Here is a 23,299-nt window from a genome sequence, read left to right on the forward strand (position 1 = left end):
CGGGGCGCGTGTGCGGCGGAGCAGGTACCGATACGCCGGTGGCCGCCCGTGATGTCCGACCCGCCCGTTAGTCTCGGGCATTATGAGGCTGCTGCACACTTCCGACTGGCATCTCGGCCGGGCGTTCCACCGGGTGAACATGCTCGGCGCCCAGGCCGAGTTCATCGGTCACCTCGTCGCGACCGTCCGTGAGCGGGGCGTCGACGCGGTGGTCGTGTCGGGCGACGTGTACGACCGCGCGGTGCCGCCCCTCGCCGCGGTCGAGCTGTTCGACGACGCCCTGCACCGCCTCGCCGACCAGGGCATCCCCACGGTGATGATCTCCGGGAACCACGACTCGGCGCGCCGCCTCGGGGTGGGCGCCGGGCTCATCGGCCGCGCCGGCATCCACCTGCGCACCGACCCCGGCGCGTGCGCGACCCCGGTGCTGATCCCGGACGCCACCGGTGACGTGGCGTTCTACGGGCTGCCCTATCTCGAACCGGCGCTGGTGAAGGACGAGTTCGGGGTGTCGAAGCCGGGCCACGAGGCCGTCCTGGCCGCCGCCATGGACCGGGTGCGGGCCGATCTCGCCGAGCGCCCTGCGGGGACCCGGTCCGTCGTCCTCGCCCATGCCTTCGTCACCGGCGGCGAGGCCAGCGACAGCGAGCGCGACATCACCGTCGGCGGAGTCGCCGCCGTCCCCTCCGGCGTGTTCGACGGCGTCGACTACGTGGCGCTCGGGCATCTGCACGGCAGCCAGATCATCTCCGAGCGCGTGCGCTACTCCGGCTCGCCGCTCCCGTACTCCTTCTCCGAGGCCGACCACCACAAGAGCATGTGGCTCGTCGACCTGGACGCGGACGGCTTCGCCGCCGCCGAGCGCGTCGACTGCCCGGTGCCCAGGCCCCTCGCCCGGATCCGCGGGGACCTCGCGGACCTGCTCGCGCGCCCGGACCTGAGCGCCCACGAGGAGTCCTGGGTCGAGGCCACGCTCACCGACCCGGTCAGGCCCGACGACCCCATGGCCCGCCTCGCCGAGCGGTTCCCGCACACCCTCAGCCTCGCCTTCGACCCGCAGCGCGCCCCCGAGGACCCCGACGTCTCGTACGCGCAGCGCCTCAAGGGGCGCGACGACCAGCAGATCGCGGAGGACTTCGTGACCCACGTGCGCGGCGCCGGACCCGACGAGCGCGAGCGCGCCGTCCTGCGTGAGGCCCTCGACGCGGTGCGCATCGACGACACCCGGCGCGAGGTCGCCCGATGAGGCTCCACCGGCTGCGGATCACCGCCTTCGGACCTTTCGGGGCCGGTCAGGAGGTCGACTTCGACAGCCTGTCCTCGGCGGGCCTCTTCCTGCTCCACGGCCCGACGGGCGCCGGCAAGACCTCCGTCCTCGACGCCGTCTGCTACGCCCTGTACGGCTCGGTCCCCGGCGCCCGGCAGGGCAGCGGCCAGGGCACCTCCCTGCGCAGCGACCACGCCGCGCCCGGCACCCGCACCGAGGTCACCCTCGACCTCACCGTCGCGGGGCGCCGCCTGGAGCTGACCCGGCAGCCCCCGTGGGAGCGCCCCAAGAAGCGTGGCACGGGCACCACCATGGACAAGGCCCAGAGCCGGCTGCGCGAGTACGACGCCGCGGCGGGCACCTGGAAGGACCTCAGTCGCTCCCATCAGGAGATCGGCGAGGAGATCAGCCAGCTCCTCGGGATGAGCAAGGAGCAGTTCTGCCAGGTCGTCCTGCTGCCGCAGGGGGACTTCGCGCGGTTCCTGCGGGCCGACGCCGAGGCCCGCGGCAAGCTCCTCGGACGGCTCTTCGACACGCGGCGCTTCGCCGCGGCCGAGCAGAGACTCGCCGAGCAGCGTCGCGCCGCCGAGAGCGAAGTCCGCGCGGCGGACGCCGAGTTGCTCGCCGACGCGCACCGTATGCAGCAGGCCGCCGGGAACATCGTCGAACTGCCCGCCACCGACGCCGCGCCCGGCGACCCGGGGCTCGCCGACTCCGTCCTCACGTGGGCCGCCGTCGCCCGCTCCGCCGCCCGCGAGCGGCTCACCGCGGCACACCTCGCGCTGACCGCCGCCGACGCGGCCCGCACGCAGGCGCAGCGCGAGTTGGACGACGTACAGGAAGTGCGCCGGCTCCAGCGGCGGTTCGAGGAGGCGCGGGAGCGGGCCGCGCGGCTCGACGAGCGCGCGGACGAGCACCGGCGGGTCCAGGAGCGCATGGCGCGGGGCCGCAAGGCCGAGGCCGTGGCGCCCGCCCTCGCGCTGCGCGAGGCCGCGGAGGCCGAACACCGCAGGGCCACGGGCGAGGACGCACGCGCGCGTGCCGCGCTGCCCGAGTCGTTCGACGGCGCCGGCGCGGCGGGTCTCGCCGCCGCCGCGCGGAAGGCGGCCGAGGAGCTGGGCGGCCTGGAGTCCGCCCGGCGCGCCGAACTGCGCCTGACGGAACTCGCCGGGCAGCGCCGAGGACTCGACCGCGAGGAGCGCGCCGACGACGAGCTGCTCCAGGACGCGGCGAGCTGGCTCGCCGGCTGGGACAGCGCCCGGGCCGCGCTCCAGGAAGCCGTCGAGTCCGCGCAGGAGGCCGCGACGCGCGCCGAGCACCTGGCGGGGCAACTGGAGCCCGCGCGACAGAAGTTGGAGGCCGCCCGGCGTCGCGACCTGCTTTCCGGCGAGGCCGCCGACGCCCGGACGCGCACCCTGCGGGCCCGCGAGGAGGCCGCGGCCGCCCATGAGTACTGGCTCGGCCTCAAGGAACAGCGGCTGAACGGGATCGCGGCCGAACTGGCCGCGCAGCTGGTCCCCGGCGAGAGCTGTGCGGTGTGCGGGTCCACCGAACACCCCGCCCCCATGCGCAAGACCGCGGAGCATGTCGGCCGCGACGCCGAGGAGTCCGCCCTCGCCGCATACCGCCGCGCGGACGAAGCGCGCACCGAGCAGGAGAGCCGGCTCGCCGCGGTGCGTGAGTCCCTCGCCGCCGCGACGGCCGCCGCCGGCGAGACATCCGCCCGGGAACTCGCCGATGCGGCCGAGGAGTTGGGCGCCCGACACGCCGAGGCGCGCGGCCTCGCCTCCGGGCTGCACGCCGCGCGTGAGGCCCTCGGACAGGCCGAGGGCGAGCACGACCGCAGACTCGCCGTACAGCAGGAAGCCGCACGTCGCGCCGCCGCCCGAGCCACGCTGCGTGAGAGCGTCGACCGCGAACAGGGCGTTCTGGAGCGCGAGTTGGTGCAGGCGCGCGGGGCGGAGGCCAGTGTGGGCGCGCGCGCCGCGCAGCTGGAGCGCCTCGCCGCGCAGCTCACGGCGGCCGCCGACGCCGCCCGGGGCGCCGACGAGTCCGCCACGCGGCTCAAGGACGCCGACGCGCGACTCGCCGACGCGGCGTTCCGCGCCGGGTTCGACACGCCGGAAGCCGCGGACGCCGCCCTTCTGGACGACGCCCAGCACAGGGACCTTCAGCACCGGCTCGACGCCCGCCAGTCCGAGGAGGCCGCGGTGCGTGCCGTCCTTGCCGAGGACGACACCGCGGCGGCGGCCCGTCAGGCGCCCGCCGATGTGCCCGCCGCGCAGCACACGGCCGAGGCGGCCGACCGGCGGGTGCGCGACGCGGCTTCCGCGCGTGACGAGGCGGACCGCCGCTGTACCGAGATCGACCGGCTCTCGGCTCGCTGCGCCACGGCCGTGCGACGACTCGCGCCGCTGCGCGCCGCGTACGACCGGGTGGCGCGCATGGCGGGCCTCGCCGCCGGCACGTCCGCGGACAACGAACGCAAGATGCGTCTGGAGTCCTACGTGCTCGCGGCCCGGCTCGAACAGGTCGCCGCCGCGGCGACCGCGCGACTGTCCCGCATGTCGTCCGGCCGGTACACGCTGGTGCACTCCGACGACCGTACGGGGCGCGGCCGTTCGGGCCTCGGCCTGCACGTCGTGGACGCGTGGACGGGGCGCGAGCGGGACACCGCGACACTCTCCGGCGGGGAGACGTTCTTCGCGTCGCTGGCCCTCGCCCTCGGTCTCGCGGACGTCGTCACGGACGAGGCGGGCGGTGTCCGCCTCGACACCCTCTTCATCGACGAGGGCTTCGGCAGTCTCGACGACCAGACCCTGGACGAGGTGCTCGACGTCCTGGACTCCCTGCGCGAGCGGGACCGCAGCGTCGGCATCGTCAGCCACGTCGCCGACCTGCGCCGCCGGGTGCACGCGCAACTGGAGATCGTGAAGGGGCGGTCGGGCTCGGTCGTACGGCAGCGGACCTGAGCCCGGCCGTGGCCGCCCGGCGGCGGGTCAGTGGCCGAGCGGCCGCCGGGGGAGCGGGGACGAGTAGACCACGCTGGTCGTCACCGAGCCGAGCGCGCCGATCCTGCCCGAGACCTCCTCCAGGTGCTTCATCGAGCGGGCCGCGACCTTGATGACGAAGCAGTCGTCACCGGTGACGTGGTGCGCCTCAAGGATCTCCGGCGTCACCTCGACGAGGTCGTGGAACGGCTTGTAGTGCCCGTTCGGATAGCGCAGCCGGACGAACGCGAGGATGGGCAGGCCGATCCGCTCGGGGACGACCACCGCCGCGTATCCCGCGATCACCCCGGCCTCCTCGAGGCGCTTCACCCGCTCGGTGACGGCGCTCGCGGACATGGAGACGGCCCTCGCGAGCTCGGCGTAGCTCGCGCGGCCCTCGCGCTGGAGGACGTCGAGGATGCGCCAGTCGGTGGCATCGGGGGTGTACGGGGATTCGCCGGTCATGTGGCAGGAATAGCAGGGACATCCCCGGCCGATCAAGAGGGATGCCGGGGATCGTCACTTCAGGAAGATCGCCACGGATCGTAGATTTCTGGTCGAGGGCGGCACGGTCGTGCGGCCCGCAGCGATCCGCCAGGGAGGCCGACATCATGACCGCGACCACCACCGCCACCCCCAACGCCGTGCTCCGTGTGCCCCCGGCGTCCCCCGCCGCGGCCGCCGCCCACTTCCGCGCGAGCCTCGCCTTCCACGCCGACGTGTCCGACGTCGCCTCCGCGCTCGCCGCCGGCGGGGACCCGGGCTTCGTCGTCATCGACACCCGCTCCACCGCCTCGTGGGACCAGGGACACGTACCCGGCGCCGTCCACCTGCCCACCGCGCTCATCGCCGAGCAGGCCGGGCAGCTCCTCGACAAGGCGGTGCCCGTCGTCACGTACTGCTGGGGCCCGGGCTGCAACGGCGCCACGCGCGCGGCCCTCGCCCTCGCCGAACTCGGCTTCCAGGTCAAGGAGATGCTCGGCGGCTTCGAGTACTGGGCGCGGGAGGGCTTCGCGTACGAGACGTGGGAGGGGCCCGCGCGGCGCGACGCCGACCCGCTGACGGCGCCGGTCGACTCGGACGACTGCGGCTGCTGACACCGCGAGAGGGACCGCCGTACGGGCGGCGGCCCCACCGGCCGCCGCCCGCGGCGGAGTCACAGCCGGGACAGCTCGTCCACCAGGTCGTCGAGGCCGAGCGACCCCTGTGAGAGAGCCGCCATGTGCCAGGCCTTCGCGTCGAACGCGTCCCCGTGCCTGGCCTGCGCGTTGGCCCGGCCGAGCAGCCACGCGCGCTCGCCCAGCTTGTAGCCGATCGCCTGCCCGGGGATGGACAGATAGCGGGTCAGCTCGCTCTCCACGAAGTCCGCGGGCCGGCTGCTGTGCGCCCCGAAGAACTCCTGCGCGAGATCGGGCGTCCACCGCTCGCCCGGGTGGAACGGCGAGTCCGCCGGGATCTCCAGCTCCAGATGCATACCGATGTCGACGATGACGCGGGCCGCGCGCATCATCTGCGCGTCCAGATACCCGAGCCGTTGCTCGGCGTCCTTGAGGAAGCCCAGTTCGTCCATCAGGCGCTCCGCGTACAGCGCCCACCCCTCGGCGTTGGCGCTCACCATCCCGATACCGGCCTGGTAGCGGGAGAGGCTGTCCGCGACGTGTGTCCACTGGGCGAGCTGGAGATGGTGTCCGGGCACGCCCTCGTGATACCAGGTGGACACCAGGTCGTACACGGGGAACCGGGTCTGGCCCATCGTCGGCAGCCAGGTGCGCCCCGGCCGCGTGAAGTCCTCGGACGGCGCCGTGTAGTAGGGCGCCGCGGCGCTGCCGGCCGGGGCGATCCGGGACTCCACCTTCCGCACCCGCTCGGCGAGTTCGAAGTGGGTGCCGTCGAGGGCCTCGATCGCCTCGTCCATCAGGTTCTGGAGCCAGCGCTGCACCTCCTCCACACCCTCGATGTGCGTGCCGTGCTCGTCGAGGTGCGCGAGCACCACCCACGGTGTCGCCGCCCCGGGAAGGATCTTCTCCGCCTCGGTCCTCATCTCGCCGAGCAGCCGGTGGTACTCCGCCCAGCCGTACGCGTACGCCTCGTCCAGGTCGAGGTCCGTGCCGTTGTAGTAGCGCGACCAGCGGGCGTACCGCTCACGGCCCACCGTGTCGGGCGCGCCCTCGATCGCGGAGGCGTACACGTCGCGCATCCAGTCGCGCAGCTCGACCACCGCGGCCGTCGCGGCGGCGCCCGCCGCGTCCAGCTCGGCGCGCAGCGCGTCGGGCCCGTCCGAGGTGAAGTCCTCGAACCAGCCGCGCCCTCCGCCCGCCCACTCGGTGAGCTGCTCGATGAACGTGGCGGTGGGACGCGGTCCCGCGTGGAGCTTCTTCGCCAGGCCCAGCGACAGCGTCTCGCGGTATCCGGCCAGCGCCGCCGGAACGGCGCGCAGCCGCTCGGCGACGGCCGCCCAGTCGGCGTCCGTCGTGGTCGGCGTGAGGGTGAAGACCTCCCGCACGTTGTGCACGGGCCCGCCGAGGTTGGTGACGGCGCGAAGGTGCTCCTCCGCGTCGTGCACGGCGAGTTCGGCCGTGAGCCGCTCCCGCAGGAGCCGCCCGCAGCGGCGCTCGATCGCGCTGTCGGCGCCGGGCCTGCGCTCGGCCTCGTCGAGCCGGGCCAGGGTCGCCCGGGCGAGACCGGCGAGGGCCTCCACACCTGCGGGTGAGAGATCGGGCAGCTTGCTGTGGCTCTCGGGCACGCCGAGGTAGGTGCCGGTGACGGGGTCGAGGGCGACGAGCTCGTCGACGTAGGCGTCGGCGACCTCGCGCGGGAGCGGTCCGGTGACGGCTGCTGCTGTGGCTGGCGAATCTGACATGACGCCATGGTCGTACGGGGTGGGGGGCCGCGTCATCAGGATTCACCCACGGCGTCGGCCGACGGGGGCAGGAGCGGGCCGCACTCCCACTGCTGGAAGATCAGCCGGGTCTCGACGCGCGCCACCTCGCGGCGCGCGGTGAACTCGTCGAGCACGAGCCGCTGGAGATCGGCGGTGTCGCGGACGGCGACATGCACCAAGTAGTCGTCGGGGCCCGTCAGATGGAAGACGGACCGCGCCTCAGGCAGTGCCCGGATCCGCTCCACGAACGGACCGACCAGCTCGCGCCGGTGCGGCCGCACCTGCACCGAGAGCAGCGCCTGGAGCCCGCGGCCCAGCTTCGCCGGGTCGAGGCGCAGCTGATGCCCGAGGATCACGCCGGACCGGCGCAGCCGGGTCACGCGGTCGAGGCAGGTGGACGGCGCGACGCCGACCTGCGCGGCGAGGTCCCGGTAGGTGATGCGGGCATCGTTCTGAAGGAGGCGCAGTATGTGCAGGTCAACCGGATCGAGTACGACAGAATCGGCCATCGGCCGAACGTAGCACGGGGTTCGTTCCGCCCTCTCCGGTCGTTGTTCAGGCTGTCGTCCATGGACAACGACCTGTACGCAGGCACGCGCCCGGGCCCCGCCCACCGGCGGGCCCTGGCGACCGAAGCCGTGCACGCCGGCCGCGACGACCTCGCCGGACTCGGGCTGCACGCCCCGCCCATCGACCTGTCCACCACCTACCCGTCGTACGACAGCCGCGGCGAGGCCGCCCGCATCGACGCGTTCGCGGCGGACGGCGTCGTCGACGAGGGCCCGCCGGTGTACGCCCGGCTCGGCAACCCGACCGTCGGCCGGTTCGAGACCGCGCTCGCCCGGCTCGAAGGGACCGAGAGCGCGGTCGCCTTCGCGAGCGGCATGGCCGCGCTGACCGCGGTGCTGCTCGTACGGGGCGGCGGCGGGCTGCGTCATGTCGTCGCCGTCCGGCCGCTGTACGGATGCAGCGACCACCTGCTCACCGCCGGGGCGCTCGGCACCGAGGTGACCTGGGTCGATCCGGCGGGCATCGCGGACGCGATCCGGCCCGACACCGGGCTCGTGATGGTGGAGTCACCCGCCAATCCGACGCTCGCCGAACTCGATCTGCGGGCCGTGGCCCACTCCTGCGGAACGGTCCCGCTCCTCGCGGACAACACCTTCGCCACGCCGGTGCTCCAGCGGCCCGTCGAGCACGGCGCGCGGCTGGTGCTGCACAGTGCGACCAAGTTCCTCGGCGGACACGGGGACGTCATGGGCGGGGTCGTGGCGTGCGACGAGGCGTTCGCCCGGCAACTGCGTCAGGTGCGGTTCGCGACGGGCGGCGTGCTGCATCCGCTCGCCGGCTATCTGCTGCTGCGCGGCCTCGCGACGCTGCCGGTGCGCGTGCGGGCCGCGTCGGCGGCGGCGGCCGAACTGGCGGCGCGGCTGTCCCGGGATCCGCGGGTCGCGCGCGTGCACTATCCGCGGATCGGCGGCGCGATGGTCGCCTTCGAGACCGTGGGCGACCCGCACGAGGTGATCCGGACGGTCCGGTTGGTGACACCGGCGGTCAGCCTCGGCAGCGTCGACTCGCTCATCCAGCACCCGGCGTCCATCAGCCACCGCATCGTGGACGCCTCCGACCGCAGGTCGGCCGGAGTGAGCGACAAGCTGCTGCGGCTGTCGGTGGGTCTGGAGGACGTCGAGGACCTGTGGGCGGACCTGGACCAGGCGCTGGGGGAGCCGGGCGGAGGTACGGGGCGTGCGACCACGGCGCGCCTGCGGGTGCCGGAGTGACGTAGAGCCGCCGGCCCGGACCGGCCGTATGGAGGAGCGGCGCCTGCCCGGACGGGGCCGGGAAGAGGGGCGCCGCCGGCCCGGACCGGCCGAAAGAGGAGGGGACCGGTCCGGGCCGGCTCACGTGGAGTCGGTCCCGGCCGGCCCGGCCCTCAGTGCTGTTCGGCCTGCTCGTACGCCGTGCGGGGACCGTCGTGCGGCAGCAGCGACCTGACCTCGGTCGCCTCCAGACGAGCCGTGATCACCAGCGTGCCCTCCTCGATCTGGTAGTCGAGGGGCAGCCCGAGACCGCGCATCGCCGCGACCATCCCGGTGTTGGACGCCTGCGTGACCGCGTACACGCTCTCGCAGCCCGCCTCGACCGCCATCGCCACGAGGCGGCCGAGCAGCTCGGAGCCGATGCCGCGGCGCTGCCAGTCGTCCTCGACGAGCAGCGCGATCTCCGTCTCGTCTCCGTCCCACAGCAGATGACCGAGGGCGACGATGCGGCCCGACGCGGTCTGCGCGGCGAGCGTGCGGCCGAAGCGGGGGCTGAGCAGGTGGTTGAGGTAGCGGTCCGCGTCGCCGACGGGCCCGTGGTAGCGCTTGCTCAGCGTCGCGCGTGAGCAGCGCTCCTGCATCGCCTTGGCCTCGTCCACGTCGTTCGAGTCGGCCCGGCGCACGGTGATCGCGTTGCCCTCGGGGAGCGTCAGGACGTCCTGGCTGCGCGGGATGCGCGGGCCGAGCCGCGCGTCGAGCTCGACCAGGGCGCGGGCCCGCGCGAACTCGGTCGGCGTGAACGGCAGATACGGCCGCTCCACGGTGATCACGCCGCCCTCGGGGGCCCGGAGCCGCATCACGGTCCCTTCGAGCGCCCCCTCCACCGGCGCGCTCTGCGTCCTTCGGCCGCTCGTCTGCGTGGCCGGCAGTGACCTGATGGTGCATCGGCCGAGCAACTGACGCAGCGCCAGCGGGAGTTCGGCGGCGTCCAGGGCCGTGCGCGTGGCGAGACCGAGGATGCGGGTGGGCGCGTCCACGAGGTCGTGGGCGTCGGCGCGCTCGATCCAGGTGCCGGAGCCACCGGCCCGGGACACGACTCGGGTGAGTTCGGCGGCGGGCAGCTCCTGCGGCGCGCGCAGCAGGAACTCGTCCACGGTGCCCTCACCCAGAGGGTGCGTCTGCAGGCTCAGGATGTCGACCCGCAGCGGGGCGAGCGCCGTGCACAGCGACGCGAGCGACCCCGGCTCGTCACGGACCGTCGTCCGCATGCGCCACAGCGCGGTGGCCGTGGCCGGGTGCGTCGCCTGCGGGCCGTCGCCCGCGGGGATCTCTGTGTCGGACCGTTCCGACTGCCCGGCGCGCTCCGTGGGGAGCCGCCGGGCCTCGGTATCGCCTGTCGGGGGTGCGTGGTTGTGGCGTCGTGCCCACCAGGTGTGGAATCCGGCCGTGGCGAGCAGTGCCACGGCCGAGACGGCGAGCAGCACGGGGCCGTCGGGGCCGTGGCCGACGAGGTTCGCCACGGCGTCCGCGACGGCCACGGCCGTGAACAGGGCGGCGAGCTCGACGACGTCGCGCCGCCAGTGGTGGACGGGGCGGCCGTTCCTGGTCCGCCTCACATCAGACATGTCTGGACTCATGCAGCCACTGTGAAGGAACGGTGTTGCGTGATCGCGAACGCATTGTGACCGATGAGTAAAGACTGCTTACGTCCCGTTTGGCGGCTACTGCCCCACTCGTCCCGGCTGGAGCACCTGGGAGAACAGCACGTCGCCGCCCTGCTGCCGCAGCCGTACCGTCAGTTCGCCGCTGCCGCCGTCGATGTCGACCTCGCCGAAATACTGCGGGGTCTCCATCGGGGAGGTGTTGGCCCGGTCCGGGGCCTTGATGAAGCTCTGCTCGGGGCCGAAGGTGGCGTCCAGCTTCACCGCCTGGAATCCGCCCGCCGCCAGCGGGCCGGAGACGAACTCCCAGAAGGGCTCGAAGTCCTGGAACGCGGCGCGCGACGGGTCGTAGTGCTGCGCCGACGTGTAGTGCACGTCCGCCGTGAGCCACAGCGTGCCCGTGATCCGGTCGTGCTTGATGTGGCGCAGCAGCTCCGCGATCTGCAGCTCGCGGCCGAGCGGCGCTCCCGGATCGCCCTGGGCGACGGCCTCGAAGTTCACCTTGCCGTCGGCCACGACCAGGCCGAGCGGCATGTCGGAGGCGATCACCTTCCAGACGGCCCGCGACCGCGACAGCTCGCGCTTGAGCCAGGCCAGCTGCCGCGCGCCGAGGATCCCCGTCGCGTCGTCGGGCTGCCGGCCCGGGGAGTTGGCGTTGCGGTACGAGCGCATGTCGAGCACGAACACATCGAGCAGAGGGCCGTGCCGCAGGACCCGGTACACGCGCCCCTCGTCGTCGCCCGGCGGCAGCGTGGACACGGGGAAGTACTCGCTGAACGCCCGCAGCGAGCGCGCGGCGAGGACGTTCGTGTCCTTCTCCGTGTAGCGGGCGTCGTCCAGGATCTGGCCCGGGTACCAGTTGTTGTGCACCTCGTGGTCGTCCCACTGGACGATCGACGGCACCTGCGCGTTGAACCGGCGCAGGTTCTCGTCGAGGAGGTTGTAGCGGAACGCGCCGCGGAACTCGGCCAGCGTCTCGGCGACCTTGGACTTCTCCTGGGTCGTGACGTTCCGCCACACGCGGCCGTCCGGCAGGGTGACGCTGGGCAGGATCGGGCCGTCGGCGTAGATGTTGTCGCCGCTGCACAGGAAGAAGTCGGGGTCCAGGGCGCGCATGTCCTCGTACACGCGATAGCCGCCGAGGTCCGGATTGATGCCCCAGCCCTGGCCCGCGATGTCGCCCGACCACAGGAAGCGCACCCCGTCACGGCGGCCCACGGGGGTGGTGCGGAACGTGCCGGTGACGGGTTCGCCCGTGCGGCGGGGGTCGTCGGGGTCGGCGAGCACCACGCGGTAGTGGATCTGCTCGCCCGGCGGCAGCCCGCGCAGGCGGGTGGTGCCCGTGAAGTCCGTGCCCGCGCCGATCAGCGGCCCGCGCCACGTGGTGGCCCGGCGGAACGACTCCGTCGCGGAGGTCTCCACGATCATGCGGGCGGGGCGGTCGGAGCGCGTCCAGATCAGCCCCGAGTTCGCGCCGACGTCGCCTGCCTGGACACCCCATGCCGCCTCGGGGCGACCCGACCGGGCGAAGGCCGGCGCGGCGGCCGCCCCCACGGCGGGCAGGGCCAGCGCGGCCGAGGCGGCGAGCGAACCGCGCAGCACTCCGCGGCGGCCGGGCAGAGAACTCGGCGGACGGTGTGACATGAATACGCCTCCAGAAACGGGTTCCGACGACAGTGCGGTGCCACCACTGCGGGGCGCCGCGGCGAAGCCACACCTACGGGCTCACCACGGCGCACACGCGAACCCCAAGTGAACAACTGCCCCTGGGGATCGGGGAACCCGGCGCGCTGCATCGCCTCACGCGACCACGCCGCCGTTCACGCGCGCGTGGCCCCCTCGCGGGCCGCGGCGCGCGCCAGGAGACGTACGCCTTCCACGATCCGGGCCGGCGGCAGATGCGCGTAGCCGAGGACGAGGCGCACCGCGCCGTCTCCGCCGTCCGAGGTGCCGTAGTGGGTCAGCGGGCGGACGGTGACCCCGGCCGCCGAGGCCCGTTCGAGGAGCTCGGACTGCGGCCCGCAGTGCTCGGGGAGCCGGACGATGACGTGCAGTCCGGCGGCGATCCCCGTCACCTGAGCGCCCGGCAGATGGGCGTGGAGCGCGGCCACGAGGGTGTCGCGGCGCTCGCGGTAGGCGCGCTGGCAGCGCCGCAGCTGACGGTCGTAGTCGCCCCGCTCGACGAAGCGGGCCAGAAGAGCCTGGTCGAGGGCCGGATTGCCGAGATCCATGTAGCGCTTGCGCTCGACGACCTCGTCGGTCAGCCCCGCGGGCACGATCATCCAGCCGAGCCTCAGCCCGGGAGCGAGCGACTTGCTCACCGATCCCGTGTACGCGACATGCTCCGGATCGAGGCCCTGAAGCGCGCCCACCGGCGCGCGGTCGTAGCGGAAGTCCCCGTCGTAGTCGTCCTCGACGACGAGGCCGTCCACCGACCGTGCCCAGTCGAGGAGTTGAGTGCGGCGCGCCGGTGAGTAGGCGATACCCGAGGGGAACTGGTGGGACGGCGTCGTCACCGCGGAGCGCACGCCCGAGTCCCGCAGCGGCCCGATGGCCAGCCCGTCGCCGTCCAGCGGGAGGGCGGTCGTGCCGACCCCGGCCGAGGCGAACAGCGCACCGAGATCGGGACTCCCCGGGTCCTCGACGCCCACGGACCGCTCCCCGCGCGCGTGCAGCACGAATCCGAGCAGGGTCACCGCCTGTGCCACCCCGGAACAGACGATGATCCGCTCCGGATCGGCGACCACGCCCCGCCGCCGCGTGAGGAGTTCGGCCAGCGCGGTCCGCAGCCGGGGGATGCCCCGCGGGTCGGGGTAGCCCATCATGTGGTGCGGCAGTTCGGCCAGCACGCCGCGCTGCGCCGCCGCCCACGCGGCGCGCGGGAACAGCGACAGGTCGGGGCTGCCCGCCACGAAGTCGGCCCGGGTACCCGGCGGGCGGGGCGCCAGGTCCCGCACACCGGCGGCCGCCGCGGCGCGCACCGCCCCGCCCACCCACGTCCCCGCACCTCGCCCGCTGCGCAGATACCCCTCGGCGGTCAACTGCTCGTACGCCTCGGTGATCAGCCCGCGCGAGACGCCGAGATCCGCGGCGAGATCACGGCTCGACGGCAGGCGTGTCCCGGGCGCGAGCCGCCCCGACCTGACGGCGTCCCGCAGCGCCGCCTGGAGACTGCGGCCACGCGCGCGTGCGGGCGCCGACGCGGCGGGCAGGAGTAACTCCCACGCGGCGGAGGGCGGTTGGCTCCCCTCGTCCGCCGTGCCCGGACCGGCCGCACGCGGATTGGTCCCCGATGACGTCATGGACGTGGACCTTAATCCGGGCCGCCACCCCTCCTAGCGTCAGGGCCATGAACGCGCACTCGATCCGAGGGGCCCTGCCGGCCGCCCTCGCCTGCGTCCTCGTCGGCGCCTCCTTCACCGCCAACAGCGTCCTCGGGAACTACCCCTACGCGGGCGGCCAGTTCCTTCGGTACGCCCTCGCCTGCCTGCTTCTGCTGCCGCTGCTGGGCAGGGGCGGCGCGGCGCCGCTGCGCCACCTCGCGGGGCGCCGATGGGGGCGGCTCGCCCTGCTGGCGGCCGTCGGGATGGTCGGCTTCAACCTCGCGGTGCTCGCCGCGGAGCGCAGCGCCGAACCGGCCGTCCCGGGCGTCTTCGTCGGATGCGCCCCGGTCGTCGTGGCGGTGCTCGTGCCCCTCCTCGCGGGCCGCCGGCCCCAACGGGTCGTTCTCCACGGGGCGTTGCTGGTCGCCTTCGGCGCGTTCACCGTCCAGGGCTGGGGGCGTACGGACGTGGCCGGTCTGCTGTTCTCCCTGGGGGCCCTCATCGGAGAGGTCGGTTTCGCCGTCCTCGCGGTGCCGGTGCTGCGCCTCCTCGGCCCGAAGCTGCTGTCCTGGGCGGTCTGCGGGATCGCCGCCCTGGAGTCGGCCCTCGTCGGCGTGGTGCTCGACGGCACGGACATGCTCCGCGTACCCGACGCCACCGAGGCGACGGCTCTGCTGTGGCAGGCCGCCGTCGTCACGGTGATCGGCTTCGTGTGCTGGTACGTCGGCATGCAGCGCGTCGGAGCCGAGCGCGCCACCCTGTTCTCCGGACTCATCCCCGTGGCGGCGGCGTGCACCGCGCCGCTCGTCGGCACCGGGACGTACGGCGCCGCGCAGGCCGTCGGCAGCGCGCTCGTCGGCGCCGGAGTGGCGCTCGGCTCGGGGGTGTTCGGGGTGCGGTCAGCGGCTGGTGTCCAGGATGACGCGGGAGACGAGCGCCGGGTCGTCGCTCATGGGGACGTGACCGCAGCCGGGCAGCCGCACAAGGCGGGCCCCGGGGACGGCGTGCTTGGCCCTGATGCCCTGGCGGCGCAGCAGCAGCCGGTCGCGGGTGCCCCAGGCGACGGTCACGGGGATGTCGGGCACGTCGTCCGTGAACTGCACCTCCAGACCCGCGGCGAGGGTCTGCGCGAACCCGGGAGCGTGGCGCAGGGCCAGCGTCTCCGCGACGACCGCATCGGGTGAACGGCGGCCGGGACGGGCGTAGATGGTGCTCGTCAGGGCCGCCCGGCCCGCGGCCGACCGCGCGAGCCGCTCGATCGCGGGAACCGGCAGCGCCCGCGCGCCCTGCCGCATCGCGCGCAGCGTGCCGAACGCGTAAAGGCGCTCGGCCTGCGACCAGAACCCGCCGGGCGACAGCGCGGTGACCGACCGTACGAGCTTCTCACGGCCGAGCTCCAGCGCGAGCAGACCGCCCAGGGAGTTGCCGGCCACATGCGGCCGCTCGATGCCGAGAGCCGCGCAGAGCGAGCCGAGCGTGGCCGTCACCGTCGGAAGGTCGTAGGCCACGCCGTCGGGCAGCGCGGGAGAGGAGCCGAAGCCCGGCAGATCGATCGCGATCACGTCGCGTTCGGCGGCCAGGACCGGGATCACGGGAGCCCAGGCCTGCCAGTGGTGGCCGATCCCGTGCAGCAGAAGCAGGGGCTCCCCGGTGCCCACGCGTTCGTACGCGACGGTCACCTCACGGGGGCCACCGGGGGTTTCGATGCTGAAGGACACCTCTGCGGCCATGTCGCTCCCTGTCCCCGACGCCCGAGCGACGGTTCCTTAGACGGCTTGTCAGCAACAATTACCGCTCAGTAGCCCCCAGTTCAAGGGGGAGGGGGCGAGAGAGGCCCGCGTCGAGCCGTTTGTGGTCACCGCCGCATCGATTCCGCCTGGACACGCGCCGTCGCGTCCGTTGGGATGGAGGAGTGGCAACCGACACCGTGATTGAGGTCTTCGAAGAGCACCGGCCGGTCCTGATGGGGGTCGCCTACCGCATGCTGGGCCGTGTGGCCGACGCCGAGGACGTCGTCCAGGACGCCTGGCTGCGCTGGGCGCAGGCCGACCGCGACGAGGTGCGCGAACCACGCGCCTATCTCGTCCGCGTCGCCACCCGCCTGGCCATCGACCGGCTGCGGCAGGCACAGGTCCGGCGCGAGGCGTACGTGGGTCCCTGGCTGCCGGAGCCGCTGGTCACCGACTTCGGGCCGACCGCGCCCGACACCGCGGAGGCGGCCGTGCTCGCCGAGTCGGTGTCGCTCGCCGTCCTCGTCGTCCTGGAGTCGCTCTCGCCGCTGGAGCGCGCCGTGTTCGTCCTGCGTGAGGCGTTCGGGTTCCCGTTCGCCGAGATCGCCACCACGCTCGAACGCAGCGAGTCCGCCGTGCGCCAGCTCGCGGGACGTGCCCGCAAGCACGTGGACGAGCGCCGGCCGCGCTTCGACGTCGACCCCGTCGAGCAGCGCGACCTCACCGAGCGCTTCCTCGCGGCAGCGACGCGCGGGGACCTGGAGGGTCTGATGGCGCTCCTCGCGCCCGACGCGCGTCTCGTCGGCGACAGCGGCGGCAAGTCCAAGGCGCCGCTGCGCGTCATCGAGTCCGCCGACAAGGTCGGCCGCTTCCTGGCCGGGGCCGCCAAGGGCGGCGGCGCCGGATTCACCTTCCGGATCGTGGAGCTCAACGCGCGGCCTGCGGTGCTGGCCCTGGTCGACGGCAAGCCGGACAGCGTCTTCCAGGTCGATGTCGCCGACGGCCACGTGCAGTGCGTATACATCGTGCGCAACCCGGACAAGCTCATGTCGCTCGCCTGACGTCCTCGCCACGGCGCCGGCCGTGCCGAAGCCCCCGCCCCGACCGGGCGGGGGCTTTCGTCGTTTCGCGAACGCGGCGTGAACGCTGTGCCGACCGCCGTGAACGCTCTGCGGCAAAGCCCCCGCGAGCCCCCGAGCGGACCGAGGATTGGTCTTGACCAAGTCGTAGGGCGGGCCTACCCTCGCAGAGATAGTGCAGGAACCTTTAATAAACAAGGGCGCTAAACGCCGCCGGGACACGGCGATTGCGGAGGACAGGGTGGGGACCACGCAGTTGGAGACGGCGCCGGAGCCGAAGTACTGGCACCTCAAGACCGTGCTGACCGAGGCACTCGACTCCGAGTTCGCGGTGGGAGAGATCCTGCCGAACGAGCGGGACCTCGCGGCCCGCTTCGGAGTCGCCCGTGCCACGCTCCGCCAGGCGCTCGAACAGCTCGAACTCGAAGGCAGGCTCCAGCGCCGCCGTGGCGTCGGCACCACCGTCGCCCCGCCGCGCGTGGGCGTGGCGGTCGACTCGTCCGACGACCAGGAGTGGCCCGGCGCCGCCGACGGTGAAGCCTGGCAGGCCGTCGACAGCGAGCCCGCGGTACCGCCGGCGGCCGTGGCCCGCATCCTCGGCACCGCGCCCGACGAGCGCGTCCACCGGGTGCGCCGTACGCGCGTGTCGCACGGCCAGCCCGTCGCCGCCGAACTGCTCTACGTACCGGCGTCGTCCGTGCCCGAACTCTCCGCCATAGACGCCCCGTCCGGGCCCTCGCGCGCGCGGGTCGTGCTCCGCGAACTGGGGCGGCTCGGGCTCGAGGGCCAGGACCGCGCCGTCGAGCTGGGCTCGGCCCGTGCCGACGACGCGAAGGAGCTCGACCGGCTGCCCGGCGCGCCCGTCCTCGTCGTCACGACCCGGTTCTTCTGCGAGGGCGGGACGGCCGCGGTCTCCGTGGCCACCTACCGAGCCGACACCTGCCGCCTCACCTTCGGCGACTCGGGCGGCGTCGAGATCCACCACGGCCCCGACCGCCGCGCCTCCTGACCCACGCGCGGCGAGACCCGCGCGCGTCGTGTTCCGTGAAAGGCCCACCGTGATGTTCCACGGTGGGCCTTCGGCGTCTGCACGTCTCCCGCTAGCGGCGCGCCGTGACCGTGCCCTCGACGGCGAACAGCTGCTCCTCGACATGATCCAGCGCGAGCCGCAGCGCCCCGGTCGCCACCGCCGCCTCGCCCAGCACCGACAGGGCCACGCGCGGCGGCCGCAGGCAGTAGCGGGCCAACTCCCGTCGCAGCGGCTCCAGTACGCCGTCCAGGCCGGCCGCCCAGCCGCCCACGACGACCAGCTCCGGGTCGAGGGCGAGCACCAGCGCCGCCACGTCGTGCACCAGGCGCTGGAGGAACCGGTCGACAGCCGCGCCGGCCCGCTCGTCGCCCTGGCGCGCGAGAGCGAAGACCTGCGCGACGGCCTGCTCGTCGAGCGGGTGCAGCGGCTCGTCCGTCGTCGACAGCAGCGTCTCGGGGCGCACCTCGCGCCCCAGGAGGTGCAGCGCGCCGATCTCCCCGGCCGCGCCGCCGTACCCGCGGTGCAGCCGACCGCCGATCAGCGCGCCGGCGCCCGGGCTGAGGCCCGCCAGCACGAACACGATGTCGTCGGACTCGGTCGCCGCGCCCTTCCAGTGCTCGGCCACCGCAGCCGCGTTCGCGTCGTTCTCCACCAGGACCGGGCACTTGAAGGAGCGCCGTAGCCGCTCGCCCAGCTGCAGCCCCGTCCACTCCGGCAGGGCGGTACCGAGGCGCACGGTGCCGTCGGCCTCCACGATGCCGGGGCTGCCGACGCCGACCGCCCGCAGCGAGTTCCGGGCGACGCCCGCGCGGCGCAGCAGGTCCGCGACCGCGGTCCGCAGCCGCTCGATGCGCTCGTCGGCCGGAGCGGTCTCGTCGACGTCCTTCGCGGCCGTGCCGAGCACCTTGCCGTCCAGGTCCGACAGGACGGCGGCCACGCGGTGCGGGCCGATCTCCAGGCCCAGCAGGTGTCCCGCCTCGGCCCGGAAGCGGAACCGCCGCGCGGGCCGCCCCTGACGCCGCGCCCCGCTGTCGTCGACGGCCGTCTCGACGACGAGCCCCGCCGCGATGAGCCCTTCGACGACGCCCTCGACCGTGGGCCGGGACAGCCCGGTGACCCGGGTGATCTCCGTGAGCGTCGCGAGATCCGTGGCGCGCAGGGCATGCAGCACCACCGCGGAGTTGATCCGCCGTAGCAGGGAAGGGTCCCCGCCGGTCAGCCGCCCCAACGTCCGTCCTCCCAGCTCGCGCGCGTGTTGGGCGGATCGTACTCGCCGCCGCGGACACCGGCGAGCGCGGGTGCACTTCTGCGTCGCGGGACGCTCAGCCGGGCGGGTCGCGGGGACGCTCAGCCGGGCGAGACGAAACCGGATTCGTACGCGGCGATGACGGCCTGCGTCCGGTCCCGCGCCCCGAGCTTGGCGAGAACCGCGCTCACATGCGACTTGACCGTCTCCGTTCCCACGACGAGCCGCTCGGCGATCTCCGCGTTGGACAGACCGCCCGTCATCAGGCGCAGCACGTCCGCCTCCCGCTCCGTGAGCGCGGCGCGGTCCATCGCCTCGCGTGCCGACCTGTTGCCGTACTCGGCCGCGAGCCGCCGTACTGCCGCGGGGAACAGCAGGGAATCGCCCTCGGCCACGAGCCGGACCGCGTTCACGATCTCGGTGGGCCGCGACCGCTTCAGCAGGAACCCGTCGGCGCCCGCCCGCAGCGCCCCGTACACGTACTCGTCGTTCTCGAACGTCGTGATGACCAAAATCTTGGGCGGTTCGGGCACACTGCGCAGCACCGCTCGCGTGGCCTCGATCCCGTCCAGGAGAGGCATACGCACATCCATCGCGACGACGTCCGGACGCAGCTGCCTGACGAGCGGGATCACCGCGGCGCCGTCGGCCGCCTCGCCCACGACCTCGATGTCCGGCTGCGCCGAGAGCACGGCACGCAACCCGGCGCGGACCAGCGGTTCGTCGTCGACAAGGAGCACGGTGAGCGGCATCCGGACAGCCTAGGGGAGCCGCCGGGGCGTACCTGAGGGCGGGGATCACCCGAGCGGCAGCTCGACGTGCACCCGCCACTGCCCCGCTTCGGGACCGGTCCGCGCCCGGCCGCCGAGAAGCGCCGCCCTCTCCCGGATGCCCCGCAGACCGCTGCCGCTGCCACCGCCGCCGCCGCTCACCGGCGCGCCCGCGGGAAGGGGATTGCGCACGTCGAGCCACAGGCGGGCGGCGTCGACCGTGACGGCGACCCGGATCGGGACGGTCCCCGAGTGACGCAGCACGTTCGTCAGCGCCTCCTGGAGAATGCGATAGCCCTCTCGGGAGACGGGACCGGGCACTGTGTCCAGCGCGCCGAGCACCTCCGCGTCGACCTCGGCGCCCGAGGCACGCGCCGAGTCCAGCAGGCGGTCCGCCTCCGTCAGCGTGGGCCGGCGGCTCGCGGGCTGCTCCGACTCGCGCAGCACCAACAGGACGCGCTCCAAGTCCTCCAGCGCCGCCCTGCCCGTCTCCTCGATGGCGTCCAGGGCGCGGTCGGTGAACGCCGGATCGGCGGCCGCCCGCGCCGCGCCCGCCTGCACGACGGCGACGGTCAGTGCGTGCCCGATGGAGTCGTGGAGTTCCCGGGCGATGCGATTGCGTTCGAGCAGCTGCTCGGTGCGCTCCTCCAGGGCGGCCAGACGCTCCGCCGCCGACGGCCCGAGCAGAGCGAGGGCGGCCGAGGCCATCAGGCGCCCGGCGAGCGCGACCGCTCCCACAAGCACCAGCGGCGGCACCGGCACGAGCAGCGCGTACGCCCAGCCGTACCCCGGTACGGGGACGAGGGACTCGGGTTCGGCGGGGCCGCCCGACGTGGCGTCCACCAGTTCCAGGGCGAGAGCCATGAGCTGGCCGGTCACGAACGCGACCGCGCAGCCTGCCCACAGACGCAGCGTCAGCCACACCGCGGTCCTGCCCCGGTCGCGCCATGACGCCGAGGGTGCCACGGAGACGCCCGCGTCCCGCGCGTCGCCGTCCACGCGCGCGTGGGCACCGGGGAACAGCATCAGCCGGGCCTGCAGCCCCTCGGCCCTGCGCACGACGGGGAACACGGCGGCCCCCAGGAGGAGCGGGACCGGTGTCACCAGCATGAGGAGCCAGTCCCCGTATCCCGGCCTGGTGAGCCCCGGGTACACCGCCCCGCACACGAGGGCGATGATCGCGCCGACGAGGAGGTGCAGCCAGCGGGTGTACGTGACCGCGCGGGTCAGCGGCGCGAGGAGGCGGGACATGCCGCCATCGTGCCAGCGATGCGGGTGCGGACGGCTCCCCCTCATGGGGGAGACGCTCTCCACGCCCGGGGGAGGTTCCGGCGGGGGCGCGGCCGGAAGGCTGGAGCCATGACCAGCATCGACGTCCAAGAGCTCACCAAGGAGTACGGCACGACCCGCGCGGTGGACCGCCTGACGTTCCGTGTCGGGCCCGGCCGGGTCACCGGATTCCTCGGCCCCAACGGCGCGGGGAAGTCCACCACCATGCGCCTCGTCCTCGGGCTCGACCGGCCCACGTCGGGCACCGCCACACTCGGCGGCCGCCCCTACACGACGCTCGGCGAACCCCTGCGCGAGGTCGGCGCCCTGCTCGACGCCCAGGCAGCACACGGCTCCCGTACCGCCCGCGACCACCTCCGCGTTCTTGCCGCCTCGAACCGCATTCCGGTACGCCGGGTCGACGAGGTCCTGGAGCTCGCCGGCATCGCGGCCGTCGCCGGACGCCGGATCAAGACGTTCTCGCTGGGCATGCGCCAGCGCCTCGGCATCGCCGCCGCGCTCCTCGGCGACCCGCAGGTCGTGATGCTCGACGAGCCGTCCAACGGCCTCGACCCCGAAGGCATCATCTGGATCCGCGAACTGATGCGGAGCCTCGCCCGCGAGGGCCGCACGGTCCTCGTCTCCAGCCACCTCATGAACGAGACCGCCACCTTCGCCGACCATCTCGTCGTCCTGGGCAGGGGCAGGCTGCTCGCCGACACCCCGATGCGGGACTTCATCGACGCGCACAGCGAGCGGCGCGTCCGCGTCCGCACCACCGACCCCGCGAGCCTGCACGCCGCACTTCGCCGCAAGGGACTCGAAGCCGTGGCGACCGGCGACGGCCGCTGGACCGTCGCGGGCGCGCGCGCCGAGGAGATCGGCGCGCTCGCCGCCACGGACGGCATCCCCGTCCTCGAACTCGCCGACGAATCGGCCTCCTTGGAGGATGCCTATCTCGCCCTCACCGCGGGCTCCACCGAGTTCGCGTCCGCCGCGACCCCCCTCCAGGAGGCCTGACGATGTCGACCACCGCCGTGCTGCGTTCCGAATGGATCAAGGTGAGGTCGGTGCGCGCGAGCGCCGGCTCACTCGTCGCGGTCTTCGTCACGACCGTCGCCATCAACATCCTGGCCTCCGCCGCGGTCGGGCAGGCCGAGGCCGACAACGAAGACGCCGACCTCCTTTTCGGAGCCTTCTACGCACTCAACTTCGGCCAGATCGCGGCCATCGCCTTCGGCACGACGGCCGTGTCGTCGGAGTACCTCAACGGCGCCCTGCGCGTCTCCCTCGCCGCGGTCCCCGACAGGAACCTGCTCTACGCCGCGAAGATGACGGTCGTCGGCGCCCTCGCCGTCGTCGCGGGCCAGGTCACCTCGTTCGTCACCTTCCTCTCCGGGCAGATGTTCATGGGGTCCTACGCCCTCGGGCTCGGTGATCCGGGCGCGCTGCGCGCCTGCGTCGGAGGCGGCCTCTACCTCGCGCTGATGTCCCTGTTCGCGGCCGGTCTCACCGTCGTCCTGCGCAGCGCGGTCGCCGTCCTGAGCCTGCTGATCCCGTTCATCCTGATCGTGTCCTTCGTCGTGGGCGACATGGCCGCCTCCGTCGCCGACTTCCTGCCGGACCACGCCGGACAACAGGTCCTGCGCCAGGACCCGGCCGGCACGCTCGGGCCGTGGACCGGGCTCGCCGTCACCGCCGGGTGGGCGGCGGCCGCGCTGCTCGCCGGCTGGTGGGCGCTGCGCCGCAGGGACGCGTGACGACAGAGGCTCGTAACCGCCGGACGCCCCGCCAGATGTCAGTGGTGGCCGCTTTACTGGACGTCATGAGCACCGCACAGCATCTCGCGACGATCGACCTGCTGCGCTCCCGTGAGTTCCCCGCGGAGCACGGCAGATCGGACGCGGGCTCCGGCGGACCGGGCTATCACATCGCGGAGTTGGCGACGTGCGACGAGCCCCAGGAGGCCGCCCTCAAGGGCGCCGCTCAGGAGCAGTGGGTCGCCGACCGGGACGGGCTCTCCTCGTTGCTCACCGAGCGTTGGGGAGAGCCGCAGTGGTTCAGTCTGTGGAGCGTCAGCCTGCGCGCCGTCGAGGGCGGCGAGGACATACCGGAGCCCTGGGCCGCGCTCAGCGCGTATGTGCCGGACGTCCAGGTGTGGCAGGCCGACGGGCGGTGGATCGTGCTGGGCATCCCGCTCGGCGCGGAGGACCTGCCGTTCAGGCTCGTCGCCGCCGTCACGGACGTGGACCCGCCCTGACGACGCGCCTCGGCCGTGCGGGCGGGAACTCCC

General features: G+C 73.8%; 19 protein-coding genes and 1 pseudogene. 10 read left to right on the top strand and 10 right to left on the bottom strand.

Translation table 11 applies throughout. The annotated features are described in order from the left end of the window. The first annotated feature begins 82 nt into the window (after positions 1-82). Positions 83-1,246 (top strand): exonuclease SbcCD subunit D, encoded by a 1,164-nt coding sequence (locus ACFC96_RS28930; RefSeq protein WP_376614876.1) that lies wholly within the window; start codon positions 83-85, stop codon positions 1,244-1,246. After that, positions 1,243-4,239 (top strand): AAA family ATPase, encoded by a 2,997-nt coding sequence (locus tag ACFC96_RS28935; protein WP_376614878.1) that lies wholly within the window; start codon positions 1,243-1,245, stop codon positions 4,237-4,239. The genes ACFC96_RS28930 and ACFC96_RS28935 overlap by 4 nt, the downstream gene beginning before the upstream one ends. 27 nt (positions 4,240-4,266) lie before the next feature. On the opposite strand, the gene ACFC96_RS28940 is transcribed toward ACFC96_RS28935, so the two are convergent. After that, complete coding sequence (locus ACFC96_RS28940) at positions 4,267-4,722, bottom strand: Lrp/AsnC family transcriptional regulator (protein ID WP_116500112.1); 456 nt, start codon at positions 4,720-4,722, stop codon at positions 4,267-4,269. Positions 4,723-4,868: 146 nt separating this feature from the next. Between ACFC96_RS28940 and ACFC96_RS28945 the strand changes: the two genes are divergently transcribed. Next, the gene (locus ACFC96_RS28945) at positions 4,869-5,354 is read left to right on the top strand and encodes a rhodanese-like domain-containing protein (RefSeq protein ID WP_376263446.1); all 486 of its coding nucleotides are present in this window, start codon (positions 4,869-4,871) and stop codon (positions 5,352-5,354) included. Between the two features lie 59 nt (positions 5,355-5,413). On the opposite strand, the gene ACFC96_RS28950 is transcribed toward ACFC96_RS28945, so the two are convergent. Beyond that, the gene (locus ACFC96_RS28950; protein ID WP_376614880.1) at positions 5,414-7,117 is read right to left on the bottom strand and encodes a DUF885 domain-containing protein; all 1,704 of its coding nucleotides are present in this window, start codon (positions 7,115-7,117) and stop codon (positions 5,414-5,416) included. A 35-nt stretch (positions 7,118-7,152) separates the two neighbouring features. Continuing rightward, entirely contained in the window at positions 7,153-7,647 is a 495-nt protein-coding gene (locus ACFC96_RS28955; protein ID WP_116500114.1) for an Lrp/AsnC family transcriptional regulator, read from the bottom strand. A gap of 60 nt (positions 7,648-7,707) precedes the next feature. On the opposite strand from ACFC96_RS28955, the gene ACFC96_RS28960 reads away from it, so the two are divergent. Then, entirely contained in the window at positions 7,708-8,919 is a 1,212-nt protein-coding gene (locus ACFC96_RS28960) for a trans-sulfuration enzyme family protein (protein WP_376614882.1), read from the top strand. Between the two features lie 152 nt (positions 8,920-9,071). On the opposite strand, the gene ACFC96_RS28965 is transcribed toward ACFC96_RS28960, so the two are convergent. The 3 genes from ACFC96_RS28965 to ACFC96_RS28975 all read right to left on the bottom strand — a co-directional run bounded on the left by ACFC96_RS28965 (position 9,072) and on the right by ACFC96_RS28975 (position 13,861). After that, complete coding sequence (locus ACFC96_RS28965; protein WP_376614884.1) at positions 9,072-10,523, bottom strand: GNAT family N-acetyltransferase; 1,452 nt, start codon at positions 10,521-10,523, stop codon at positions 9,072-9,074. 96 nt (positions 10,524-10,619) lie between these two features. Then, a complete protein-coding gene (locus ACFC96_RS28970) occupies positions 10,620-12,203 on the bottom strand; it encodes an alkaline phosphatase D family protein (protein WP_376263433.1) in 1,584 nt (527 codons plus the stop codon). A 176-nt stretch (positions 12,204-12,379) separates the two neighbouring features. Beyond that, on the bottom strand, positions 12,380-13,861 hold the full coding sequence (locus ACFC96_RS28975) for a PLP-dependent aminotransferase family protein (protein WP_376614886.1): 1,482 nt from the start codon (positions 13,859-13,861) through the stop codon (positions 12,380-12,382). 47 nt (positions 13,862-13,908) lie between these two features. Here ACFC96_RS28975 and ACFC96_RS28980 point away from each other — a divergent pair. Further along, a pseudogene (locus ACFC96_RS28980) lies at positions 13,909-14,745 on the top strand (EamA family transporter); the annotation flags it as partial. A 36-nt stretch (positions 14,746-14,781) separates the two neighbouring features. On the opposite strand, the gene ACFC96_RS28985 reads toward ACFC96_RS28980, so the two are convergent. Beyond that, on the bottom strand, positions 14,782-15,612 hold the full coding sequence (locus tag ACFC96_RS28985) for an alpha/beta fold hydrolase (RefSeq protein ID WP_376263429.1): 831 nt from the start codon (positions 15,610-15,612) through the stop codon (positions 14,782-14,784). Positions 15,613-15,794: 182 nt separating this feature from the next. On the opposite strand from ACFC96_RS28985, the gene ACFC96_RS28990 reads away from it, so the two are divergent. Both ACFC96_RS28990 and ACFC96_RS28995 read left to right on the top strand, forming a co-directional pair. Then, positions 15,795-16,673, top strand: coding sequence for an RNA polymerase sigma-70 factor (locus tag ACFC96_RS28990; protein ID WP_376614888.1), 879 nt, complete (start codon positions 15,795-15,797; stop codon positions 16,671-16,673). Positions 16,674-16,932: 259 nt separating this feature from the next. After that, positions 16,933-17,700, top strand: coding sequence for a GntR family transcriptional regulator (locus ACFC96_RS28995; RefSeq protein ID WP_376614890.1), 768 nt, complete (start codon positions 16,933-16,935; stop codon positions 17,698-17,700). Between the two features lie 91 nt (positions 17,701-17,791). On the opposite strand, the gene ACFC96_RS29000 is transcribed toward ACFC96_RS28995, so the two are convergent. The 3 genes from ACFC96_RS29000 to ACFC96_RS29010 form a co-directional block, all read right to left on the bottom strand. Then, positions 17,792-18,949 carry an ROK family transcriptional regulator gene (locus ACFC96_RS29000; protein ID WP_376263420.1) on the bottom strand — a complete coding sequence of 386 codons (1,158 nt, stop codon included), beginning with the start codon at positions 18,947-18,949 and terminating at the stop codon, positions 17,792-17,794. A gap of 119 nt (positions 18,950-19,068) precedes the next feature. After that, positions 19,069-19,719 (bottom strand): response regulator, encoded by a 651-nt coding sequence (locus ACFC96_RS29005; protein WP_376263417.1) that lies wholly within the window; start codon positions 19,717-19,719, stop codon positions 19,069-19,071. Positions 19,720-19,764: 45 nt separating this feature from the next. Beyond that, positions 19,765-20,988 (bottom strand): sensor histidine kinase, encoded by a 1,224-nt coding sequence (locus ACFC96_RS29010; RefSeq protein WP_376614892.1) that lies wholly within the window; start codon positions 20,986-20,988, stop codon positions 19,765-19,767. 108 nt (positions 20,989-21,096) lie between these two features. Here ACFC96_RS29010 and ACFC96_RS29015 point away from each other — a divergent pair, with 108 nt between their 5' ends. From ACFC96_RS29015 to ACFC96_RS29025, 3 genes are all read left to right on the top strand, one after another. Beyond that, on the top strand, positions 21,097-22,026 hold the full coding sequence (locus ACFC96_RS29015; RefSeq protein WP_376614894.1) for an ATP-binding cassette domain-containing protein: 930 nt from the start codon (positions 21,097-21,099) through the stop codon (positions 22,024-22,026). 2 nt (positions 22,027-22,028) lie between these two features. Beyond that, positions 22,029-22,766 (top strand): ABC transporter permease, encoded by a 738-nt coding sequence (locus ACFC96_RS29020; protein WP_376614896.1) that lies wholly within the window; start codon positions 22,029-22,031, stop codon positions 22,764-22,766. Between the two features lie 65 nt (positions 22,767-22,831). Next, a complete protein-coding gene (locus ACFC96_RS29025; RefSeq protein WP_376614898.1) occupies positions 22,832-23,266 on the top strand; it encodes a hypothetical protein in 435 nt (144 codons plus the stop codon). Positions 23,267-23,299: the final 33 nt, after the last annotated feature.

Source organism: Streptomyces sp. NPDC055955 (assembly GCF_042270245.1).
Classification (GTDB): Bacteria; Actinomycetota; Actinomycetes; order Streptomycetales; family Streptomycetaceae; genus Streptomyces.